This window comes from Vibrio aquaticus, from assembly GCF_003970385.1.
Lineage (GTDB): Bacteria > Pseudomonadota > Gammaproteobacteria > Enterobacterales > Vibrionaceae > Vibrio > Vibrio aquaticus.
The window spans coordinates 78,464-96,216 of sequence record NZ_RXZH01000008.1 but is presented as its reverse complement, the minus strand read 5'-3'; the positions used below and the strand labels follow the sequence as shown (position 1 = coordinate 96,216).

The 17,753-nt window shown below is 45.8% G+C and carries 17 protein-coding genes; 8 read left to right on the top strand and 9 right to left on the bottom strand.

What is annotated here, in order from left to right:
- Positions 1-18: 18 nt before the first annotated feature.
- From EJ063_RS16365 to EJ063_RS16345, 5 genes are all read left to right on the top strand, one after another.
- Positions 19-1,545: a tripartite tricarboxylate transporter permease gene (locus EJ063_RS16365; RefSeq protein WP_126575403.1), complete on the top strand. Its 1,527-nt coding sequence runs from the start codon at positions 19-21 to the stop codon at positions 1,543-1,545.
- Positions 1,546-1,687: 142 nt separating this feature from the next.
- On the top strand, positions 1,688-3,088 hold the full coding sequence (locus EJ063_RS16360; RefSeq protein WP_126575402.1) for a TolC family protein: 1,401 nt from the start codon (positions 1,688-1,690) through the stop codon (positions 3,086-3,088).
- Positions 3,089-3,097: 9 nt separating this feature from the next.
- Entirely contained in the window at positions 3,098-4,075 is a 978-nt protein-coding gene (locus EJ063_RS16355; protein WP_126575401.1) for an HlyD family secretion protein, read from the top strand.
- Between the two features lie 11 nt (positions 4,076-4,086).
- A complete protein-coding gene (locus EJ063_RS16350) occupies positions 4,087-5,229 on the top strand; it encodes an ABC transporter permease (RefSeq protein ID WP_126575400.1) in 1,143 nt (380 codons plus the stop codon).
- Complete coding sequence (locus tag EJ063_RS16345) at positions 5,226-6,356, top strand: ABC transporter permease (RefSeq protein WP_126575399.1); 1,131 nt, start codon at positions 5,226-5,228, stop codon at positions 6,354-6,356. Before EJ063_RS16350 ends, EJ063_RS16345 begins: the two co-directional genes overlap by 4 nt.
- A gap of 117 nt (positions 6,357-6,473) precedes the next feature.
- Here the strand turns inward: EJ063_RS16345 and EJ063_RS16340 are convergent, their stop codons facing one another.
- Positions 6,474-6,911 carry a DUF3859 domain-containing protein gene (locus EJ063_RS16340; protein WP_126575398.1) on the bottom strand — a complete coding sequence of 146 codons (438 nt, stop codon included), beginning with the start codon at positions 6,909-6,911 and terminating at the stop codon, positions 6,474-6,476.
- Positions 6,887-7,282 (bottom strand): ATP-binding protein, encoded by a 396-nt coding sequence (locus EJ063_RS16335; RefSeq protein ID WP_126575397.1) that lies wholly within the window; start codon positions 7,280-7,282, stop codon positions 6,887-6,889. Before EJ063_RS16335 ends, EJ063_RS16340 begins: the two co-directional genes overlap by 25 nt.
- Positions 7,283-7,411: 129 nt before the next feature.
- Between EJ063_RS16335 and metA the strand changes: the two genes are divergently transcribed.
- Positions 7,412-8,353: a homoserine O-acetyltransferase MetA gene (metA, locus tag EJ063_RS16330; protein WP_126575396.1), complete on the top strand. Its 942-nt coding sequence runs from the start codon at positions 7,412-7,414 to the stop codon at positions 8,351-8,353.
- Between the two features lie 170 nt (positions 8,354-8,523).
- Complete coding sequence (gene pilW / locus EJ063_RS16325) at positions 8,524-9,234, top strand: type IV pilus biogenesis/stability protein PilW (RefSeq protein ID WP_126575395.1); 711 nt, start codon at positions 8,524-8,526, stop codon at positions 9,232-9,234.
- On the opposite strand, the gene EJ063_RS21045 is transcribed toward pilW, so the two are convergent.
- Genes EJ063_RS21045 through EJ063_RS16315 form a run of 3 tightly spaced genes read right to left on the bottom strand, consistent with a single transcriptional unit; the run spans position 9,231 to position 10,976 of the window.
- Entirely contained in the window at positions 9,231-9,401 is a 171-nt protein-coding gene (locus EJ063_RS21045) for a hypothetical protein (RefSeq protein ID WP_167469914.1), read from the bottom strand. The genes pilW and EJ063_RS21045 overlap by 4 nt on opposite strands.
- Before the next feature lie 20 nt (positions 9,402-9,421).
- Positions 9,422-10,468, bottom strand: a complete 1,047-nt coding sequence (gene rlmF / locus EJ063_RS16320; protein ID WP_126575394.1) for a 23S rRNA (adenine(1618)-N(6))-methyltransferase RlmF — start codon at positions 10,466-10,468, stop codon at positions 9,422-9,424.
- Between the two features lie 4 nt (positions 10,469-10,472).
- Positions 10,473-10,976: a M48 metallopeptidase family protein gene (locus EJ063_RS16315; RefSeq protein WP_126575393.1), complete on the bottom strand. Its 504-nt coding sequence runs from the start codon at positions 10,974-10,976 to the stop codon at positions 10,473-10,475.
- Positions 10,977-11,099: 123 nt separating this feature from the next.
- Between EJ063_RS16315 and EJ063_RS16310 the strand changes: the two genes are divergently transcribed.
- Positions 11,100-11,327, top strand: a complete 228-nt coding sequence (locus tag EJ063_RS16310) for a glutaredoxin family protein (protein WP_126575392.1) — start codon at positions 11,100-11,102, stop codon at positions 11,325-11,327.
- Positions 11,328-11,418: 91 nt separating this feature from the next.
- Here EJ063_RS16310 and EJ063_RS16305 read toward each other — a convergent pair whose 3' ends face one another.
- From EJ063_RS16305 to modF, 4 genes are all read right to left on the bottom strand, one after another.
- On the bottom strand, positions 11,419-14,544 hold the full coding sequence (locus tag EJ063_RS16305; protein ID WP_126575391.1) for an efflux RND transporter permease subunit: 3,126 nt from the start codon (positions 14,542-14,544) through the stop codon (positions 11,419-11,421).
- Between the two features lie 9 nt (positions 14,545-14,553).
- Positions 14,554-15,699 (bottom strand): efflux RND transporter periplasmic adaptor subunit, encoded by a 1,146-nt coding sequence (locus EJ063_RS16300; protein WP_126575390.1) that lies wholly within the window; start codon positions 15,697-15,699, stop codon positions 14,554-14,556.
- 310 nt (positions 15,700-16,009) lie between these two features.
- The gene (locus EJ063_RS16295) at positions 16,010-16,255 is read right to left on the bottom strand and encodes a Rho-binding antiterminator (protein WP_126575389.1); all 246 of its coding nucleotides are present in this window, start codon (positions 16,253-16,255) and stop codon (positions 16,010-16,012) included.
- Positions 16,248-17,714 (bottom strand): molybdate ABC transporter ATP-binding protein ModF, encoded by a 1,467-nt coding sequence (gene modF, locus EJ063_RS16290; protein ID WP_126575388.1) that lies wholly within the window; start codon positions 17,712-17,714, stop codon positions 16,248-16,250. The genes EJ063_RS16295 and modF overlap by 8 nt, the downstream gene beginning before the upstream one ends.
- Positions 17,715-17,753: the final 39 nt, after the last annotated feature.

Genomic DNA, 17,753 nt, shown 5'->3' with positions numbered 1-17,753 from the left:
TTTAAGGGAAATGACATTATGTTAGACGGAATCTTACAAGGCCTATCTACCGCAATTATGCCAATGAACATCATGATGGTGGTCGTTGGTTGTTTCGTAGGCACCTTCATTGGTATGTTGCCGGGTCTAGGCCCTATTTCAGCCATCGCACTGATGATCCCAATTACTTATGGCTTGGATCCATCATCTGGTTTAATCCTAATGGCAGGTGTGTACTATGGCGCCGTTTTTGGTGGTTCTACTTCTTCTATCCTAATCAACGCTCCGGGCTGTTCTTCTACGGTAGTGACGGCGTTTGACGGTTACCCGATGGCGCAAAAAGGTCAAGCGGGTAAAGCACTAGCATTAGCGGCTTACTCATCGTTCACCGGTGGTACGCTGTCTGCGATCATGCTACTTATCGCAGCCCCTGCCCTTGCGAGCGTATCACTGAGCTTCCAATCTTCAGATTACTTTGCCCTAATGCTTCTTGGTTTATCTGCTGTAGCCGCCTTTGCCGGACCAGGTCAGGTCATTAAAGCATGGATGATGACAATTCTTGGCTTGATGCTTTCAACAGTGGGTATTGATAAAGGTGTCGGCGTTGAACGATTTACCTTTGGTCTAACCGACCTAATGGATGGCTTTAGCTTCCTACTCCTTGCTATGGCAACGTTCGCTTTGGGTGAGACCTTGATGGGCATTTTGAAGCCAGAACAAGACACTCGCTCTGATGAACAGAGCAAAATGAGCGACATTGGTAGCATGAAAGTCACCAAAGAAGAGATAAAGGAAGTCGCACCTGTCTCAATCCGTTCTTCGATCCTTGGTTTCTTCACTGGGGTACTGCCGGGCGCAGGCGCAACTATCGCCGCTTTCTTAAGTTACGGTATGGAACGTAACCTTGCTCCAAAAGAGAAAAAAGAACAGTTCGGTAAAGGCAGTATTCGTGGTCTTGTTGCTCCTGAGTCTGCAAACAACGCAGCGTCGAGCGGTTCGTTTGTTCCTCTACTAACCCTTGGTATTCCGGGTTCTGGTACAACAGCCATCATGCTTGGTGCTTTGATAGCTTACGGTATTCAACCAGGCCCTCGCCTGTTCGTTGAACACCCAGATGTCTTTTGGTCAGTCATCATTTCTATGTACTTTGGTAACATCGTATTGGTTATCTTGAACCTACCGCTGATTCCATACATCTCGAAGCTATTAGCAGTGCCACGTACTGTCTTACTTCCTATGATTCTGTTCTTCTCTATCACAGGCGTGTACTTGGTATCGTTCAATACTATGGATGTGTTCATCATGCTATTGATTGCGATGGCCGCGATAGCACTTAGATTGGCGAACTTCCCACTTGCTCCATTATTGCTTGGTTTCATCCTCGGTGGCCTGATGGAAGAGAACCTTCGTCGAGCACTAATGATCAGTGATGGTGAACTGAGCTTCTTGTGGGAGCGCCCAATCACAATGACATTCACCATTTTGGCTGTACTGGTGCTGTTTAGCCCAATATTTGTAAAGCTGTTCCAAAAGCTAAAGCCGACTCCTACTAAGGTCGAGCAATAGTCGATTTACATTCCTATGTATTTGGGGCCTTTGTGGCCCCTTTTTTGATCTATCCATTTTTAGCTCTAGACCGCTGGCGTTCTGTTGTACTAAATACCATTAGAGTATAAACTCTAATTTTTAACAGTTCAGGAACATTGAGATGTCATTGCGTCCACTTGCGGTACTCATGGGTTGTATCAGTTTCGCCTCTCCTTTTGTTTACTCAGCCCCAGTCAGCTTTGACCAAGCTTGGCAGGTTCTGCTTCAAGAAAACAATTCTCTAGCGGCTCAACGATCCAATGTTGAACGTTATCAACATTTAGAAAGTGCGACCGATAACCTTAATCTCCCGTCTGTTTCAATTGGTGCAAATTACACTCGCTTAGATACCGACGTGACCGTTTCAGGGCAGCAGCTATTTGAAAGTACCGGTCAGCCGCTTCCTAATTTAGGGCCTATACTCAATCCCATTCTTGGAGAGCTTGGCGGCATCACGTCGACCATTTCTGAACGTGACATCTTCACTTCTTCCATTCGTGCTATTTGGCCTATCTTCACCGGTGGTCGTATCAATGCCGCGCAATCTGCAGCCGAAGGCAAAAAAGAACAAGCGCAGAGCGAACTCGCAATGGAAACTCAAGCCCGTTTCGAGGACTTGAGCAAATATTACTTCTCCGTACTGCTCGCGAAAGAAGTGGTTCAGACTCGTCAATTGGTTGAACAAGGCCTAACTCAACACAGAGACAATGCCCTTAAGCTCGAGCAACAAGGTCAGATCGCACGAGTCGAGCGCCTACAAGCGGAATCGGCATTAGACAAAGCGACTATCGAACGTAAGAAAGCGGAGAAAAGCCTCGACATTGCTCAATCGGCGTTGACACAAATTCTTAGCCAAACCGATACTGTAGAACCTGCTGATAGCTTGTTCATCAACCAAAACCTACCCGACCAAAGCATTTTCGTTGAACGAACATTGGCAACCTACCCTGGCTTGGCACTACTTGATGCAAAAGAAAAACAAGCATCAAGCCTGATTGCAGCAGAAAAAGGCAAGTACTACCCAGAGGTTTATCTCTATGGTGATTACAGCCTTCATGAAGATGACTCTTTAGCGAGCCAGATGAAACCGGATTGGTTAGTAGGCGTGGGTGTAAACATTCCTCTAATCGAAAACAGTGGTCGTAGCGAACAAGTTAAAGCCGCACACAGCGCCGTTTCTCAAGTGCGTTACCTAAAAGCGCAAGCGAAGCAGGATTTATCCATCCTAGTACATAAAACCTATTTGGAAGCGCAGCAAGCGCAAGAAGAAGTGCAAGGTTTAGAATCGAGCATTGCCCTTGCGAAAGAGAATCTTAAGTTAAGACAAAAGGCGTTTAGCCAAGGTTTATCAACATCAACGGATGTGGTGGATGCGCAGCTCTATATTGCCAGCGTACAAACCCAAAAGGCGGCCGCAAGTTTCAACTACCTCATCTCATTATCTAAGCTGTTGGCCCTTTCCAACGAGATGAACAGTTTCAGCCAATACCAACACAACGCAATTAACGTGAAGAGTTTATAAGGATCTAAGATGAAAAACGCAAAATCACTTATTTTGAGCGCCGCAGCTATTGGCATTGCATCTTGGGTCGGCTACAGCTTCTACCAAGCTTACCAACCACAACCGATTCGCCTACAAGGGCAGATCGAATCTCAACAATACAGCATTTCATCTAAAGTACCGGGGCGTATCGACCAAGTGCTTGTCCGTAAGGGCGATGAGGTTGAACAAGGCGACCTTATTTTTACACTTCACAGCCCAGAGATTGAAGCGAAATTAGAACAAGCGAAAGCCGGTGAAAAAGCCGCAGGCGCACTCGCACTTGAAGCAGAAAAAGGCGCTCGTAGCCAACAAATTCAAGCGGCTAAAGATCAATGGCTAAAAGCAAAAGCGGCTGCATCACTAATGGAGAAAACCTACCTTCGAGTGAACAACCTCTACACAGAGGGAGTCGTTGCTGAGCAAAAACGTGATGAAGCCAAAACCCAGTGGGAAGCGGCAAGATACACCGAGAGCGCTGCACTGCAAATGTATAACATGGCGCAAGAAGGCGCACGTAGTGAAACCAAGTTAGCAGCGGCTGAGAAAGCTCGCATGGCAGCTGGCGCGGTAGCCGAAGTGGAAGCGTACGCAGAAGATACCACTATCAAAAGTTGGTTTAATGGAGAGGTTTCTCAGGTTCTCCTTCAAAGTGGTGAGCTTGCACCACAAGGCTTCCCGGTTGTTACCGTGGTCGATACTAAAGACTCTTGGGCGATGCTCAATGTGCGTGAAGACCAGCTTAAATACTTCAACAAAGGCCAGGCTTTTACCGCTTACCTTCCAGCGCTAGATAAAGAGGTTGAGTTTACTGTGAGCCACATTGCCGTTATGGGTGACTTTGCTACTTGGCGCTCAACTGACGCTTCGCAAGGCTTCGACCTACGCACATTTGAAGTGGAAGCTCGTCCTACTCAACCGCAAAATGACCTACGAATGGGTATGAGCCTATCTGTTGAACTCAACTAAGCGAATTGGTTATGCAAACTCACCCAATTTCACAGCTAGAGATTGTTCGGCGAGACAAATGGCTGCTTTCGAGCTTAACGTGGATCCCACTGCTGTTGGCCGTGATGATTTGGGCAATATTTTCACAAGGTATTGCCCGTGATCTGCCGATTGGCGTGGTCGACTTTTCCAATAGCGCCTTGTCCAATAAGCTAACTCGTTATTATGATGCGACGCCAACCATGTCGGTGGTCACCAAGTTTAATAGCGTTGATGAAGCGAAACAGGCGCTTGTTAGTGGTGATGTCTACGCTTACGCCGTTATCCCAAGCCAGTTTGAACAAGACACTTACAAGCAGTTGGTTCCGCAGGTCAGTGTGTTTTACAACAGCCAAATGATCTTGGTCGGTAAATTGATTAACTCCGCCTTCTTGCAAGCTCAAGGCACATTTAATGCCGAAATCAGCACGATGAAAGGGCTCGCTTCCGGCAACAGTACCCTGCTTTCTGCCATGGGCAACGCTGTTCCCGTTCGAACTCAGATTACACCGCTGTTTAACAAAAACTCCAATTACGCTCAGTTTCTGGTTTCTGCGATCATTCCAGCGCTTTGGCAAATTGTTATTGTCGTTGGAACCATTTTAATTCTGTCTGCTAACTTAAGAGACCGTCAGTTGTCCCCTTGGCTGGCTCAACATCCGATTAAGAGCTTGATCAACACGCTAGCGCCTTATTATTGGGTGTTTGCGTTACAAGGTTTTGGCTTCTTATGCTGGTTTTATCTGGGCTTTGAGTGGCCAATGAATGGCAGCTTCATCACCCTTGCCGCTGCGCAGTTCATTACGATTGCAGCATGTATGATCATGGGATGTGTCTTCTTCTTTCTTACTCTTGATGCAGCGCGAGCCATGAGCTTTGCCGGTGCGTTTACGGCTCCAAGTTTTGCCTTCATGGGGATTACGTTCCCAGTGACTGACATGGGCTCTTTGGCTCAGTTTTGGCGTAGCCTATTGCCTATTAGCCACTATATTGAGGTTCAGGTGAGTCAGGTCAGCTACGGTCAACCTTGGATCACCTCGTTTAAGCACCTAGTACCTATGATTGGCTATGTAATTCCTATCATACTTACCGTGGTTCTTATCAAGAAGCATCTGAACAAAGAGGTAATTCAATGAACATTGTCGAATTACTCAAAGCAGAATTCAAAGCACTTCTGACCAACCCAGTTGTCGTCTTAACCGTTTTTGGCGGTGTGTTATTTTACTCGTTTCTCTACCCTCTCCCGTACAGTCATCAGACACCGAGAGAGCAAGAGATCAGTGTGGTGAACCTCGATAAAAGCCAAACCAGTTATCAGCTTGAACGCATGGTCGATGCCACCCCACAAGTCAAAGTTGGTCAGCGAGACAGTACTATCACAGACGCAAAAGACGCGTTCTTGTCTGGGGAAGTCAGTGGAATATTGGTGATACCTGAGCATTTCTATAAAGATTTAATGTTGGGGAAAAGCCCAACCCTTTCTTACGCAGGTGATGCTTCCTACTTCTTGGTCTACGGCACCATTGTAGAGGGTTTGGCTCAAGCGGGAGGGACATTAGCTGCTCAAACTACGGTGGCTAAATTGGTGATTGATGGCCAACCTCTGTCGCTTGCCAGTGAGCAATATGCAGCGACCAAGCTAAACCTTAAACCTACCTTTAACCCGAGAATGGGCTATGTCGATTATGTCGTGCCTGCAGTATTTGTGTTGATCCTTCAGCAAACCTTAGCCATGGCGGCAGGTCTAATTGGTGGAACACAAAAACATGGCTCTGGATATTGGAATCGCGTATCACCGCTGCGCTTGATTGGTGCTCGAACTGCTGTGCTTGTGGCTATCTACTATTTCTTAAGTTGCTACTATTTCGGCGCAAGCTTTACCATGCATGGCGTGAGTCAGCTGGCGAGCATCAATGATCTATTGGCTCTGCTGCTACCATTTCTCATTGCCTCGTCAGCGATTGGGATTTGGCTAGGTAATGTTACACCGCGCCGAGAATTGGTCACATTAGTGGTGTTAATTAGCTCAATGCCGTTGGTATTCAGTGCTGGATTTATTTGGCCATTAGAGTCTATTCCTCCACCTATGATTTGGCTTTCGACTCTGTTTCCTAGTACCCCTGCGATTCAAGGTTTCTTAACACTGAACCAAATGGGCGGAGATTGGAGCGCCGTTGCCGGGCAGTACACCTTACTGTGGGGACAAGCGATAGTTTGGACGATGCTTGCTTGGCATACTCAAAGTAAAAACATGAAAAGCTAAGGTATTAAAGAACTAAAGCGATATGAAGTAAAAAGGCTGGTGAATCACCAGCCTTTATTGTTTATACCTTAATTTAACAATGCTTATTAGGACGTTAAGAAGAGTAACGCTCGAAATTTAGAAACCTCTGCGTTTCCAAAACTCCCCTTCATCACGAGCAAAGACATCAAAGGTCTTGTCTGATATGACCTTGTTGCCCAACTGAATCGTCATGCGCCATTTACCGATGTTGGACTCAAACCCGTCAATCGGGTCAAGCAGCTGAATAGTATCGCCAAGATAGAAGTCCCAATCGTTACTGCCAACATGCAGTTCTCCTGTGAACGGTTCGAGGATTTGACCCTTTTTGCCTTTAACACCTGGGTGATCAATGCAGAACTCAATCACCTCCCCTTTGGCTTTTTTGATGTTAACGATATAGCCAAATTCAATCTCTTCATCCGCCGGAACCTTAGTCGTAAAGTCGACGATTTTAGGCAGTTCTTTTGAGCGAGAATCCCACTCTTTGTAGATCCCGTAAGAGACCATTTCTACAACTGGACTGCGTTTCGCCATTCTTGCCACCGTTTTTTCATTTTTGCGATTACAGCAGGGCCAACTCCGTGGATGTTGCCGTACTGCTTATGACACTCAATCACCTCAAACTTGGCGCCATAGCGTTGCGCTATTTTAAGGTAAGGTACAATTTCCCAACGCCTGACGAACGTATTCGACACCACGACACTTTGGCGCTGAGCTAGGGCCTGCTCCACACTCGATTGGCACCATTCGTGCGCTGCGGTAATCCTATCGGCTTGATAGACGTACTCACCCTGCTCATTGATAAAATACATATCTGCTTCGAAATGCTGAGCCGGTAGCGTTTTCGCTAAGGTACTTTTTCCCGAGCCGGGAAGTCCTCGAATGAGAGTAAGAGTGAAAGCCATAATTGAGTTGGATTGAGCATGATGGGCAGATCTTAATACAGATCAGACCAAGATTGCTATCGACATCTCATTCTGATTGGGTTAAGTTTGGAAGTATAGACGTCCACAATAACGCTTAGGGAGTAAGCTGTGCCAATTAAGATCCCCGATCAACTACCTGCATCTGACGTATTACGCACTGAGAACATCTTCATCATGCCTGAATCTCGTGCTTCTACACAGGAAATTCGTCCGCTTAAGGTTCTGATCCTCAATCTTATGCCGAAGAAAATTGAGACGGAAACTCAATTCTTACGTCTGCTATCTAATAGCCCGCTACAAGTCGACATCGAGCTGCTGCGTATTGACGACCGCCCAAGCAAAAATACCCCAACCGAGCACCTTGATAACTTCTACCGTCAATTCGAAATGGTCAAAGGACGCAATTTCGATGGCCTTATCATCACGGGCGCGCCACTGGGTTTAGTTCAATTTGAAGATGTGATTTATTGGGAGCACCTGCAAACCATCATGAACTGGGCGAAGGAGCACGTGACCTCAACGCTATATGTGTGTTGGGCTGCGCAAGCTGGCTTGAAACTGCTTTACGATTTACCTAAACGCACCCGTAAAGAAAAGCTGTCTGGCGTTTATAATCATAAGATTCATCAACCTTACCACCCTGTTTTACGTGGTTTCGATGACACTTTCTTAGCACCGCATAGCCGTTACGCTGACTTCTCACCAGAGTATTTAGAACAGCACACAGACTTGGACATTCTTGCCACTTCTGACGTTGCTGGTGTCTACCTTGCCTCAACCAAAGATAAGCGTAATGTATTTGTAACCGGACACCCTGAATATGACTCACACACTCTTCACAATGAATACGTGCGTGATTTAGGTGAAGGTATGGAACCGTCGATTCCAGTGAACTACTACCCGAACAATAATCCTGATAATCCGCCATCAGCGAGCTGGCGTAGTCACGGACATTTACTGTTTTCTAACTGGCTGAACTACTGCGTTTACCAGCAAACGCCATACGATCTTGATAAGTTCAGCGAAGCTAACTTCACCAAAGACGACTAACATCATCCATTCGCCTTTAAAGGGGAGCTTTATTACCAAGCTCCCCTTTTGTTTTATCTCTCTCAAAACATTGGGAAATGCCAAACCTGTCGCATACTTTTTCTTGGCTTCTCATCAAGGCTAGCTAAGTAGGTTATATAGATAATTCATTCATAACCTTTGTTGGAACTATGCGTCTACTGCTTCTTTCTCTGCCCCTTCTCGTTTCCGGTTGTGTGACTGTAGAAGCGACATCAAGTAACACGCTCACTGCTAGCTCAAGAGAACAAGCCGAGGCCCGTATTGAGCTCGGCATCGGTTATCTTGAACAAGGCAATATGCTCAAAGCGCGAGAAAACTTAGAAAAAGCCTTAGAACACGATTCGAAATACTATCGAGCGCAGCTTTCACTCGCGCACTACTTTGAGCAGGTGGGTGAAGAAAAGTCAGCAGAAAAGCTCTATAAAACCGCACTAAGACAACACCCGAAAAACGGTAATGTACTCAACAACTACGGTACGTTCCTTTGTAAGCATGAACGCTACGAACAGGCCGATCAGTACTTCAATAAAGCCATCAATCAGCCTTATTATTACCTTATCTCTGCTAGCTATGAAAATGCCGCGCTATGCTCACTGAAATCAGGTGAAAAAGAGAAAGCGAAGCAATACTTCGACCGCGCATTAGACCATGATCCTTATCGTCCGCGCTCGTTACTTAACTTAGCAAAACTTGAGATTGAAAACGGTCAGTATACTGATGCAAGAATCCGTTTGATGAACTTCCATAAGCGCTATGGTGTGCAAAAGCCATCGTTACAATTGCTGATAGATTTAGAGGGCAAAGCAGGTAACAAAGCATTGGAGAAGAAATATCAGAAGAAGCTAGAACTGATGGGCTAACGCTTGCCGCTACGTTTGTTACTGCTTTTACGATGAATGCGGCGGTGTTCTTTATAAAGAATGTAGATAAAACCCGCTAGACCAAGTACGCCTAACACAGTGAACAGAGCCAGAAAGCTATCGCAAATCCAAACTGGCTCGCAGGGCATATAGATTTCAAACTCCATACCCCCTCCGTATCAAACCGTTAGCGTTTTACCTTTAACCACTGTTGGCGTTCATTTTCTGTTTTGAACGTCCACGCAACAAAGCGACTCACCTTTTGTCCTTGGCTCATCTCTACAATTCGCATTTCAGTAGCACCCGCTTTCTCTAAGTTCTTGCGCATCCAACGAACGTTTTCTTTCTTAGAGATCAACGTTGAGAACCACAGTACCTGTTTAGCGAAATCTCGGCTCTCAAACGCCATATTCTTAATAAATGTCGCTTCACCACCCGGACACCAAAGCTCAGCTTTTTGACCACCAAAGTTAAGTATAGGTGACTTTGCTGGCTTCGATTTCTGCTCAGCTTGATTACGTTTATTCTTATTCGCCGCTAGGTTGTTGAGCTTACGCTCCGTCCCTTGCTGCGCGTCTTGAAGCGACTTATGGAACGGCGGGTTACACGTCGTTACGTCATAATACTCGTTTGGCTGAATAATACCTTTGAAGAAATGGCGACTATCGGCCTGTAAGCGGCACTCAACACGCCCCGTTAATACACTATTATCTTGGGCTATCTTATTCGAGTTATCGACAGACACGGCGTCAACATCGGCACCGATGTACTGCCAACCATATTCCGTTGCCCCTACAATAGGATAAATACAGTTCGCGCCCACACCGACATCCAATGCTTTTACTTGATTATGCTTAAGTGAGGAACTTTCACTGCTTAACAACTCTGCTAAACGATGAATGTAGTCAGCTCTTCCCGGAATTGGCGGACATAAATAGCCTTCAGGAATATCCCAAGACGTGACGTTGTAATGATGAGCAAGCAATGCTTTATTCAGTAACTTGACCGCTAAAGGATCGGAAAAGTTAATGCTCGCATCCCCTTTCGGGTTCTTAATAACGTGCTTTTGTAGCTCTGGGAGTGCTTTTACCAACTGAGTAAAGTCATAACGACCTTGGTGTAGGTTACGCTTATGTAAGCCCGCTTTACCTTTAACCGTAACCACTTTCATAGTTGAGGCGCTGGCATCTTTGGTTTGCTTACTTTGACGATGAGGTTTGTTTAGGCGAGTCATAACGCTACTTTTTCTTATTAATTTCTTGGTAAATCATAAATAGACGAGCATCGAGCTCTAACTGATGGTAATCCGGTTCCATGTGGCAACAGAGCTGATAAAACGCTTTATCGTGTTCTTTCTCTTTGATGTGCGCTAACTCATGCACTACCAGCATTCTCAGTAATGGCTCAGGCGCATTCTTGAAGATACTGGCAATACGAATTTCGTTTTTCGACTTAATCTTGCCACCATGAACTTTAGCCACATACGTGTGCAGACCGAGTGCGTTGTTGATCAAGTGGATCTTGCTGTCATAAATGACTTTACTTAGTGGCGCTGTTTTCTTCATATAACGATTTTTAATCGCCATCGTATATTCAAACAGAGCTTTTTCACTTTTGATGTCGTGATTGGTTGGGTAACGTTTTTCAAACCAAGTGGTAAAGCGGCCCGACTCTATCATTTGAGTCACCGGGGTGAGGATATGTTCAGGGTAGCCTTGAATGTAGCGGAGTAACGGATTCATAGTCACAGTAGAAAATAGAGCCAACGGCACAACTAAAGGGGCGTAAGTCTACCCTATTCCTACTTGCCATTCACAGCCTTTTCGTTAAACTCTGCGCCAGAGATAACCCTTAGGAAACCTAGCATGAAACGACTTGTCCTGTACGTAAAAGATAAATGCCCACATTGTAAAGATGCACAGCGTTACTTAGATTCTAAGGGTTACAAGTACAGACTAACCAACGCAAAAATGCAACGCGGCCGTAAAGAGCTAGATGCGATCGGTGCTCGCTCGCTGCCTGTTCTTAAAATCGGTGACCGCATTATGATTGGCTGGAATCCAGGTAACTTCGAGAAGATGTATAAGAGCTAAGTAATTGTCACTAACGCTCGATTTCATCATGAATGAAAAAGGCCTGAGAAGTATCAAATTCCTCAGGCCTTGTTATTTGGGCATCGCTTGTTTAGGTCACCACTTGGGCTTTACCTCGTTTTCCTGTGAGAAGGTTTTTTAACTTCGAAAACATCCCTTTGATATCCTCAAGCATAAGATATAGACATGGCACGAGCACCAATGTCAGCAGGGTTGCAAACAGCACAGCAAAGCCAAGTGCTACCGCCATTGGAATAACAAACCTTGCCTGCAAGCTCGTTTCAAACATGATCGGCAAGACACCCACAAAGGTGGTAATTGAGGTCAGCGTGATGGCTCTAAAGCGCGCACAACCCGCTTCAATCACCGCTTCTTTGATCGCCACTCCCTTTGCTCTCACTTGGTTGACGTAATCGGTCATTACCAGCGAGTCATTAACCACCACACCTGCGGCGGCTATTAAGCCAAAGGTCGACATCATACTGAGATCCAAACCAAACCAGTAATGTCCCCAAATTGCACCCGTTAAGCTAAACGGAATCACCGACATAATAATCAGGGGTTGAGAGTAGCTCTTAAGCGGCACAGCAAGCAGGATATACACGATAATCATACCGGCAATGAAGAAGATGATTTGCTCATTTTGCTGAGCTTGCTGCTCTTCTATAGTGCCGCCGAGTTCACTTTTAACCCCCGAATAATTAGCAAGAATATCCGGGATGATTTCACTGTTCACTTGCTCGACAATTTGGTTTGGTTCAACTAACTCTTCATCAATAGAGCCGTAAACATACACGCTGCGATAACCGCCTTCGCGGCGAATACTGCTCACTCCTGGCTGCTGGTTAATCTCGACCACATCGCCAAGCATCACCTTTTTGCCTTCGGGCGTTGTGATGATGGCGTAGCGTAAAGAAGAAAACGCTTCTCGGGTTAACTTCGGATAACGCACCATGACTTTGATTTCTTCCCCGTCACGGAGCACACGCTGAGCCTCACCGCCATAGAAGCTGCCACCAACTTGAGTGGCGATATCAAACAAATCCAAACCAAGGTCATAAGCGACGGGAGCGAGAGATAACAAAACTTCTTGGCTGCCAGAATCGATCGACGATGAAATATCAAAGAGACCTTGCTGCTGTTGCAAAGCAAGAATCAAATCACGCCCTGCGGCGTTAAGGCTTTCTATGTCTCCTCCGTAGAGCAAGAAGCCAAATTCATCGCCTTTTTCATCGTCATTCACGTTGTCTGAGACGTTAAGCATCTTCAAACCTGGGATGGTTGGAATGCTTTCTCGCCAGCGCCTTGCCAACTCAAACGTATTGAAAGGTCTTAACTCTTCGTCCACCAGCGGGATAACCAAGCGCCCTTCTTTTCTGCCTTGACTGAAGGTCAGAATATCGCGCACCATTTTCTGACCGGTCTCTTGTTCGATGCTTTCATCAATGCTTAAAACGGTAGACTCAATCAACTTCAATGCTTCAATGGTTTGTTCACTCGAGACATTGTCGTTCATCACGAGCTTGATGCTAGGAAAGTCATGGGGAACCTTGGGAGATGGCACAACACGAACATAATTCGCCATAACCAAAGCAACACTTACCGCCAACACACCAACAAAGGTAGTGAAAACACTCCAACGCCAATGGGTACACCACTTAACGAACTGCTTGTACGGGCCATTAATAAACCCAAAGAAGCGTGTGTTGAACCTGTCACGCCAGCTGCCTTTTTTGATGGGCTTAAACTTAGTGTGTGCCAAGTGTGAAGGCAGAATCAGTTTGGATTCAATCAAGCTAAAGAAAAGACACAAAATCACGATAGAAGCGATACCAAAGAAGAAGGCGCGCTCTATCCCTTTTGACATCAAAAACGGTGCAAATACCGCCATTGTCGTCAAAACGCCAAACGTAGCAGGTGTTGCCACACGTTTAGCTCCACGGACCACGTTCTCGACACCACCTCCATGTTTCTCTATTTCACTGTAAGCGCTTTCCCCTATGACAATGGCATCATCAACAACGATCCCCAGAACCATGATGAAGGCGAACAGAGAAACAATGTTGATGCTGACACCAATGGCTGGCATAAGCATGACTGCCCCCAAGAAACACACCGGAAGACCAACCATCACCCACATGGCGAGCTTAACGCGCAAGAACAGACTGAGCATTAACGCCACCAATACCGCACCTTGAAGCAGGTTTTTCAGCATCATGTCTAGGCGGGCGTTTAGGTAGTAGGTCATATCGACCAAGGTTTTGATCTTAAGGTCAGACGGTAACGTTGGGTTCTTTTGTTCTAGGTAGGATTTCACCGACTCTGCAACCGTCACCATGTTTTGGTCTTTAGTTGCCTTAACCGACAGGTACATGGCATTTTGACCGGAATAGCGGAAGTAACGATCGTCTTCGGTAAAGCCATCTTTGATCGTTGCGATGTCTTGAAGTAAAACCTTACCGCCGTTCGCCCCTATCTTAACCGGAATGTCGCGAAACTCCTCGCCGCTGTAATATTGGTTTTCGATACGCACCGAAATCATGCCCGAGTTAGTGCGAACTTCACCGGCAGAATAGTTCGCTGAGTAGCGTTGAATGGCGTTACTGACATCGTTCAACGTTAAGCTGTATTTCTGTAAAATGCTGGGCTCAACCTCAATGGCTATCTCATATTCAGGCGCGCCAAGATCCACCAAAGCGACATTGTTTAGTTGAAGCAACTCATCTTCAATTTGCTTGGCAATCGGCTTGAGCTCAAGCAAGGTTCGATCACCGACCAGCGCCATTTCGATCACATCTTGTCGCCACTCATATTGATAAACCTGAATCGGTTCCATCGCATCCGGAAAATTAGAAGCCGCATCAACCTTTTGTTTTACTTTGTCCAGTACGGCGTCGATGTCTTCATCCACACCAATCTCAAGTTCGATGTTACCGCTGCCTCGGTAGGCTGTAGACACCGCTTTTTTGATGCCGGTGACATCTTTCAACGACTCTTCCAGCTTGATGAGTATGCTCTCTTCAATTTCTTGCGGTGACGCGCCTGGATATTGGGCGCTAACATTGATGTAGTTGACTTCAATGTTTGGGAACATCTGACGTTGAATAAAGAAAAAGCTCACCGTACCAATAATCAGGATGAAGGCCATCATCAAATTGGCCGCCACGGAATTATTGGCGAAGTAAGCGATAAGCCCTTTCTGTTTGGATTCTTCCATGTTGAGCCTCTACTTATTGACTAAGCTGTCTTGAACAGCAATTTCAACTTGTAATCCAGTTTGCGGGTATTCGGGCACCGTCAGAACAATCTGGTCTTCGTCGCTTAAGCCTTGATTAATCAGCATGAACTCTTTTTCTGCTCGCAGAACGTTCACCACTCTTGGTTCGAGCTGATTTTCACTATTAACGACCCACACTTGGCGGTTATTCACTAGCTCTTGTGGCAGGCGATAGATGTGTTTCAGCTCTTTACCTGAAAATTGAACCTCGACATAAGAACCAAACTGCATCGGCGCTTGAGCACTCTTTATCGCATAAGGATCTTCGACTCGCACAACCATATTGATCATGCGCGTGCTGCTATCAATCACGCCAAGGTCACGGTCAATCACCCCTTCTCTTTGGGTGCTTTCAATGCCTCTTTGAGTGACTTGCGCTGGAAGCCCCGCATACTCTTGCGGTAAGAATGCGCTGTCGAATCCTGCAATAGGAATACGGATCTCACCCGCTTCAACGTTATTTAACGTAGCAACGTGAGCGCCTGCGGAAATGAACTGGCCAACACCAATGTCTTTGGCAATCACAAGTGCATCATAAGGCGCGACTACTTTGCAGTTTTCCAAATCGCGTTTCGCCCGTTTCAGTGATGCCAGAGCAGATTTGACCTGAGCATCGGCACTCAATAATTGAGGTTTGCGTAAGTACAGATCCGTTACCTGTTTCTGTGGCAGGTTTTTCGCCTGACGTTTTGCCACTTCTGCCCGTGCTTTTTCTTCAATTAGCGCAGCTTGAGCACTGGCCAGTTGTGCTTCCGCTTGGAGTACCGCCGCTTGGTAGTTATCGCTTTCAAGGCTAAATAACACTTCGCCGCGCTTCACAATACCACCAACGACAAAATTAGGGTGCCAACTGAGAACTTCTCCGGACACTTGTGCAGACAACTGTGTTACTTCTACAGGTTGAAGCTCACCGTGGCTAGTAATCACCACTTTGTGATCACTCGGGCTCAGTTTGGAAACTTTTACTACAGGAGACGCTTTAGGCGGTTTACTTTCTAGTGACTCAGGCCCACTAGATGCAATGGCTTGATAGGCGGCGTAAGAACCACCCAATATGAGAAATGGCAATAACCAACGTAACGGCTTAATCGTCATTTGAGTTCCTTGTCAGTCTGTTTGATCATAACGGTGTCATCATTGTCGTCCCCTGACATTGTCGTGAGATCGGAAAAATAATGATGAGCTGTGTGGATCATTGTACGTATGAATAATGCTTCGACATCAATTGATAGAAAACTATCCTATTTACCGGAATAATTTTATAGATTCTAGCAATATCATGGGATTTAATTATTTATGAGACAGACAAAGACAGCACTAAATGCTTAATTTCTCAGGTTTTGTACTAAAGGAATGGAAGCCCTAACTCAAGCTAGGGCAGATAAGACGATGTGGTGACTTACCATCAATCAAAGCGTTTTTCGTTAAAGTGTGGATTCTCTTCTAACACCTCAAGCTTTGATACACTGTCCAGTACCACGAACTGCTTACACCCATCCACCGCGACAATCACACACTCTTGCTTCGCTTCATCACGAGCGGTATCGAGTGCTCTGCCTTTAACAATATCGCCCTCTTTCATCGTTAAACGAACCGGGTATCTATGCATACATACTATTTCAATGTAATCGTAATCACTGCAGCTAATCATCACACTTACCTACTCTCACTTCAGGTTTATAACATTGCACATCATCACTATAGATAAACTCAACCTCATTCTTGATGCTGTCTAGTTTATCCTTTTGGTAATGAGAGACATAAAGTAGCTGACTTAAATTTTCTTTCGCTATCAGCTCTAAGGTATTTTTGACCAAGCGACGACCAAGATAATCTAGCCCTTGGTACGGCTCATCTAAGATCAGTATCGCTGGCTGCTTAACGATGGCTCGCGCGATCAAAAGCAGTCGCTGCTGACCATACTCTAGCTGCCTAAACGAGGTATTAGCATGTTCTGACATGTGCAAAATCTCAAGCCATTCCCGCGCTACGATGCTCTCTTTTTTGCTCGGCTGCTGATAGAGACCAATCGAGTCATAAAACCCTGACAAAATTACATCAATCGCTTTGCAACTAACGCGGTATTGTAAATGCAGCGCCGAAGAGACCATGCCAATGTGCTGTTTTATCTCCCAGATTGATTCCCCACTACCGCGCTGCTTACCAAAAATCTGAATGTCGTTAGAATAGCACTGTGGATGATCGCCAAATATCAAACCAAGCAAGGTACTCTTGCCACAGCCATTAGGGCCTTTAATCTGCCAATGCTGCCCGTTTTCAATCCGCCAGTTTAAGTCGGTAAAAATGGTTTTCTCTGTGTACTCGACTCGGCCATTTTGTATTTCGAATACTGGATTTTCAAAGTGATGGGAATGCTGGTAGCGGTGGATCAGTTCCATCATTTTCTGACTCTGCTGCTGAGATTGAGCTTTGATTTGACTGATAATTGGATGAGATTCCCACTCGTGCTTGTTCATCGTGCTTTCAAGCTTGCCATGATTGAACAGAGCAATATGTTCTATCCACTCTGGGATATCTTCTTCACGGTTAAAAGTCACAATCATTTGCACGCGCTGAGAGAGCTCAGTTAAGAACTCCGCTAACGCCGCTCGGTGAGCAACATCTAAACCCGTAAACGGGTTATCCAGTACAATCAGATTAGGTTCTGTCGCCAACGCTCTTGCAAGCATTACTCGGCGCGTTTCTCCGGTAGAAAGCACTCGAAAACCACTTTGCTTAAGGTGCTGCAGATCAAGCTGCTCAATCAGTTGTTCGGTCAGTGACGACGACTGACATTGCTCATAGATCAAGTCATAAATGGCAGTACCACTATCCACCTTATCGAGATAATCCGTTTCGTCCTTTGCGATTTCTTCTTCCAACAGACGCTGCTGCTCCACCAAAGAGACTTGAGCGACACGACCTTGGGTTAACTGAAGTGATGCAGGGTCAGCGGCCAGCTCGCCACAGAGAAGGCAACCAAGCGCAGAACCAATGTCGCCTTCGGTACTAAAGACACCCCAAGACTGTTTGTCTGCGATGGTCCATTGCTCAATATCAAGCTCATGTGAGCCTAAGTCCAAGTGAAGCTGTTGAATGTCAATTTGCATGAAACGGTGTCCCTACCTTTCAATATATTGCGATTGCTA

Excerpts from the sequence above, each read along its gene's own strand:
- EJ063_RS16365 (WP_126575403.1), top strand. The coding sequence starts at position 19 with ATGTTAGACGGAATCTTACAAGGCCTATCTACCGCAATTATGCCAATG.
- EJ063_RS16340 (WP_126575398.1), bottom strand. The coding sequence starts at position 6,911 with ATGGCGAAACGCAGTCCAGTTGTAGAAATGGTCTCTTACGGGATCTAC.
- EJ063_RS16355 (WP_126575401.1), top strand. The coding sequence starts at position 3,098 with ATGAAAAACGCAAAATCACTTATTTTGAGCGCCGCAGCTATTGGCATT.
- EJ063_RS16350 (WP_126575400.1), top strand. The coding sequence starts at position 4,087 with ATGCAAACTCACCCAATTTCACAGCTAGAGATTGTTCGGCGAGACAAA.
- EJ063_RS16300 (WP_126575390.1), bottom strand. The coding sequence starts at position 15,699 with ATGACGATTAAGCCGTTACGTTGGTTATTGCCATTTCTCATATTGGGT.
- EJ063_RS16345 (WP_126575399.1), top strand. The coding sequence starts at position 5,226 with ATGAACATTGTCGAATTACTCAAAGCAGAATTCAAAGCACTTCTGACC.
- EJ063_RS16335 (WP_126575397.1), bottom strand. The coding sequence starts at position 7,282 with ATGGCTTTCACTCTTACTCTCATTCGAGGACTTCCCGGCTCGGGAAAA.
- EJ063_RS16305 (WP_126575391.1), bottom strand. The coding sequence starts at position 14,544 with ATGGAAGAATCCAAACAGAAAGGGCTTATCGCTTACTTCGCCAATAAT.
- EJ063_RS16315 (WP_126575393.1), bottom strand. The coding sequence starts at position 10,976 with ATGAATCCGTTACTCCGCTACATTCAAGGCTACCCTGAACATATCCTC.
- EJ063_RS16310 (WP_126575392.1), top strand. The coding sequence starts at position 11,100 with ATGAAACGACTTGTCCTGTACGTAAAAGATAAATGCCCACATTGTAAA.
- pilW (WP_126575395.1), top strand. The coding sequence starts at position 8,524 with ATGCGTCTACTGCTTCTTTCTCTGCCCCTTCTCGTTTCCGGTTGTGTG.
- EJ063_RS16360 (WP_126575402.1), top strand. The coding sequence starts at position 1,688 with ATGTCATTGCGTCCACTTGCGGTACTCATGGGTTGTATCAGTTTCGCC.
- EJ063_RS21045 (WP_167469914.1), bottom strand. The coding sequence starts at position 9,401 with ATGGAGTTTGAAATCTATATGCCCTGCGAGCCAGTTTGGATTTGCGAT.
- EJ063_RS16295 (WP_126575389.1), bottom strand. The coding sequence starts at position 16,255 with ATGATTAGCTGCAGTGATTACGATTACATTGAAATAGTATGTATGCAT.
- modF (WP_126575388.1), bottom strand. The coding sequence starts at position 17,714 with ATGCAAATTGACATTCAACAGCTTCACTTGGACTTAGGCTCACATGAG.
- rlmF (WP_126575394.1), bottom strand. The coding sequence starts at position 10,468 with ATGACTCGCCTAAACAAACCTCATCGTCAAAGTAAGCAAACCAAAGAT.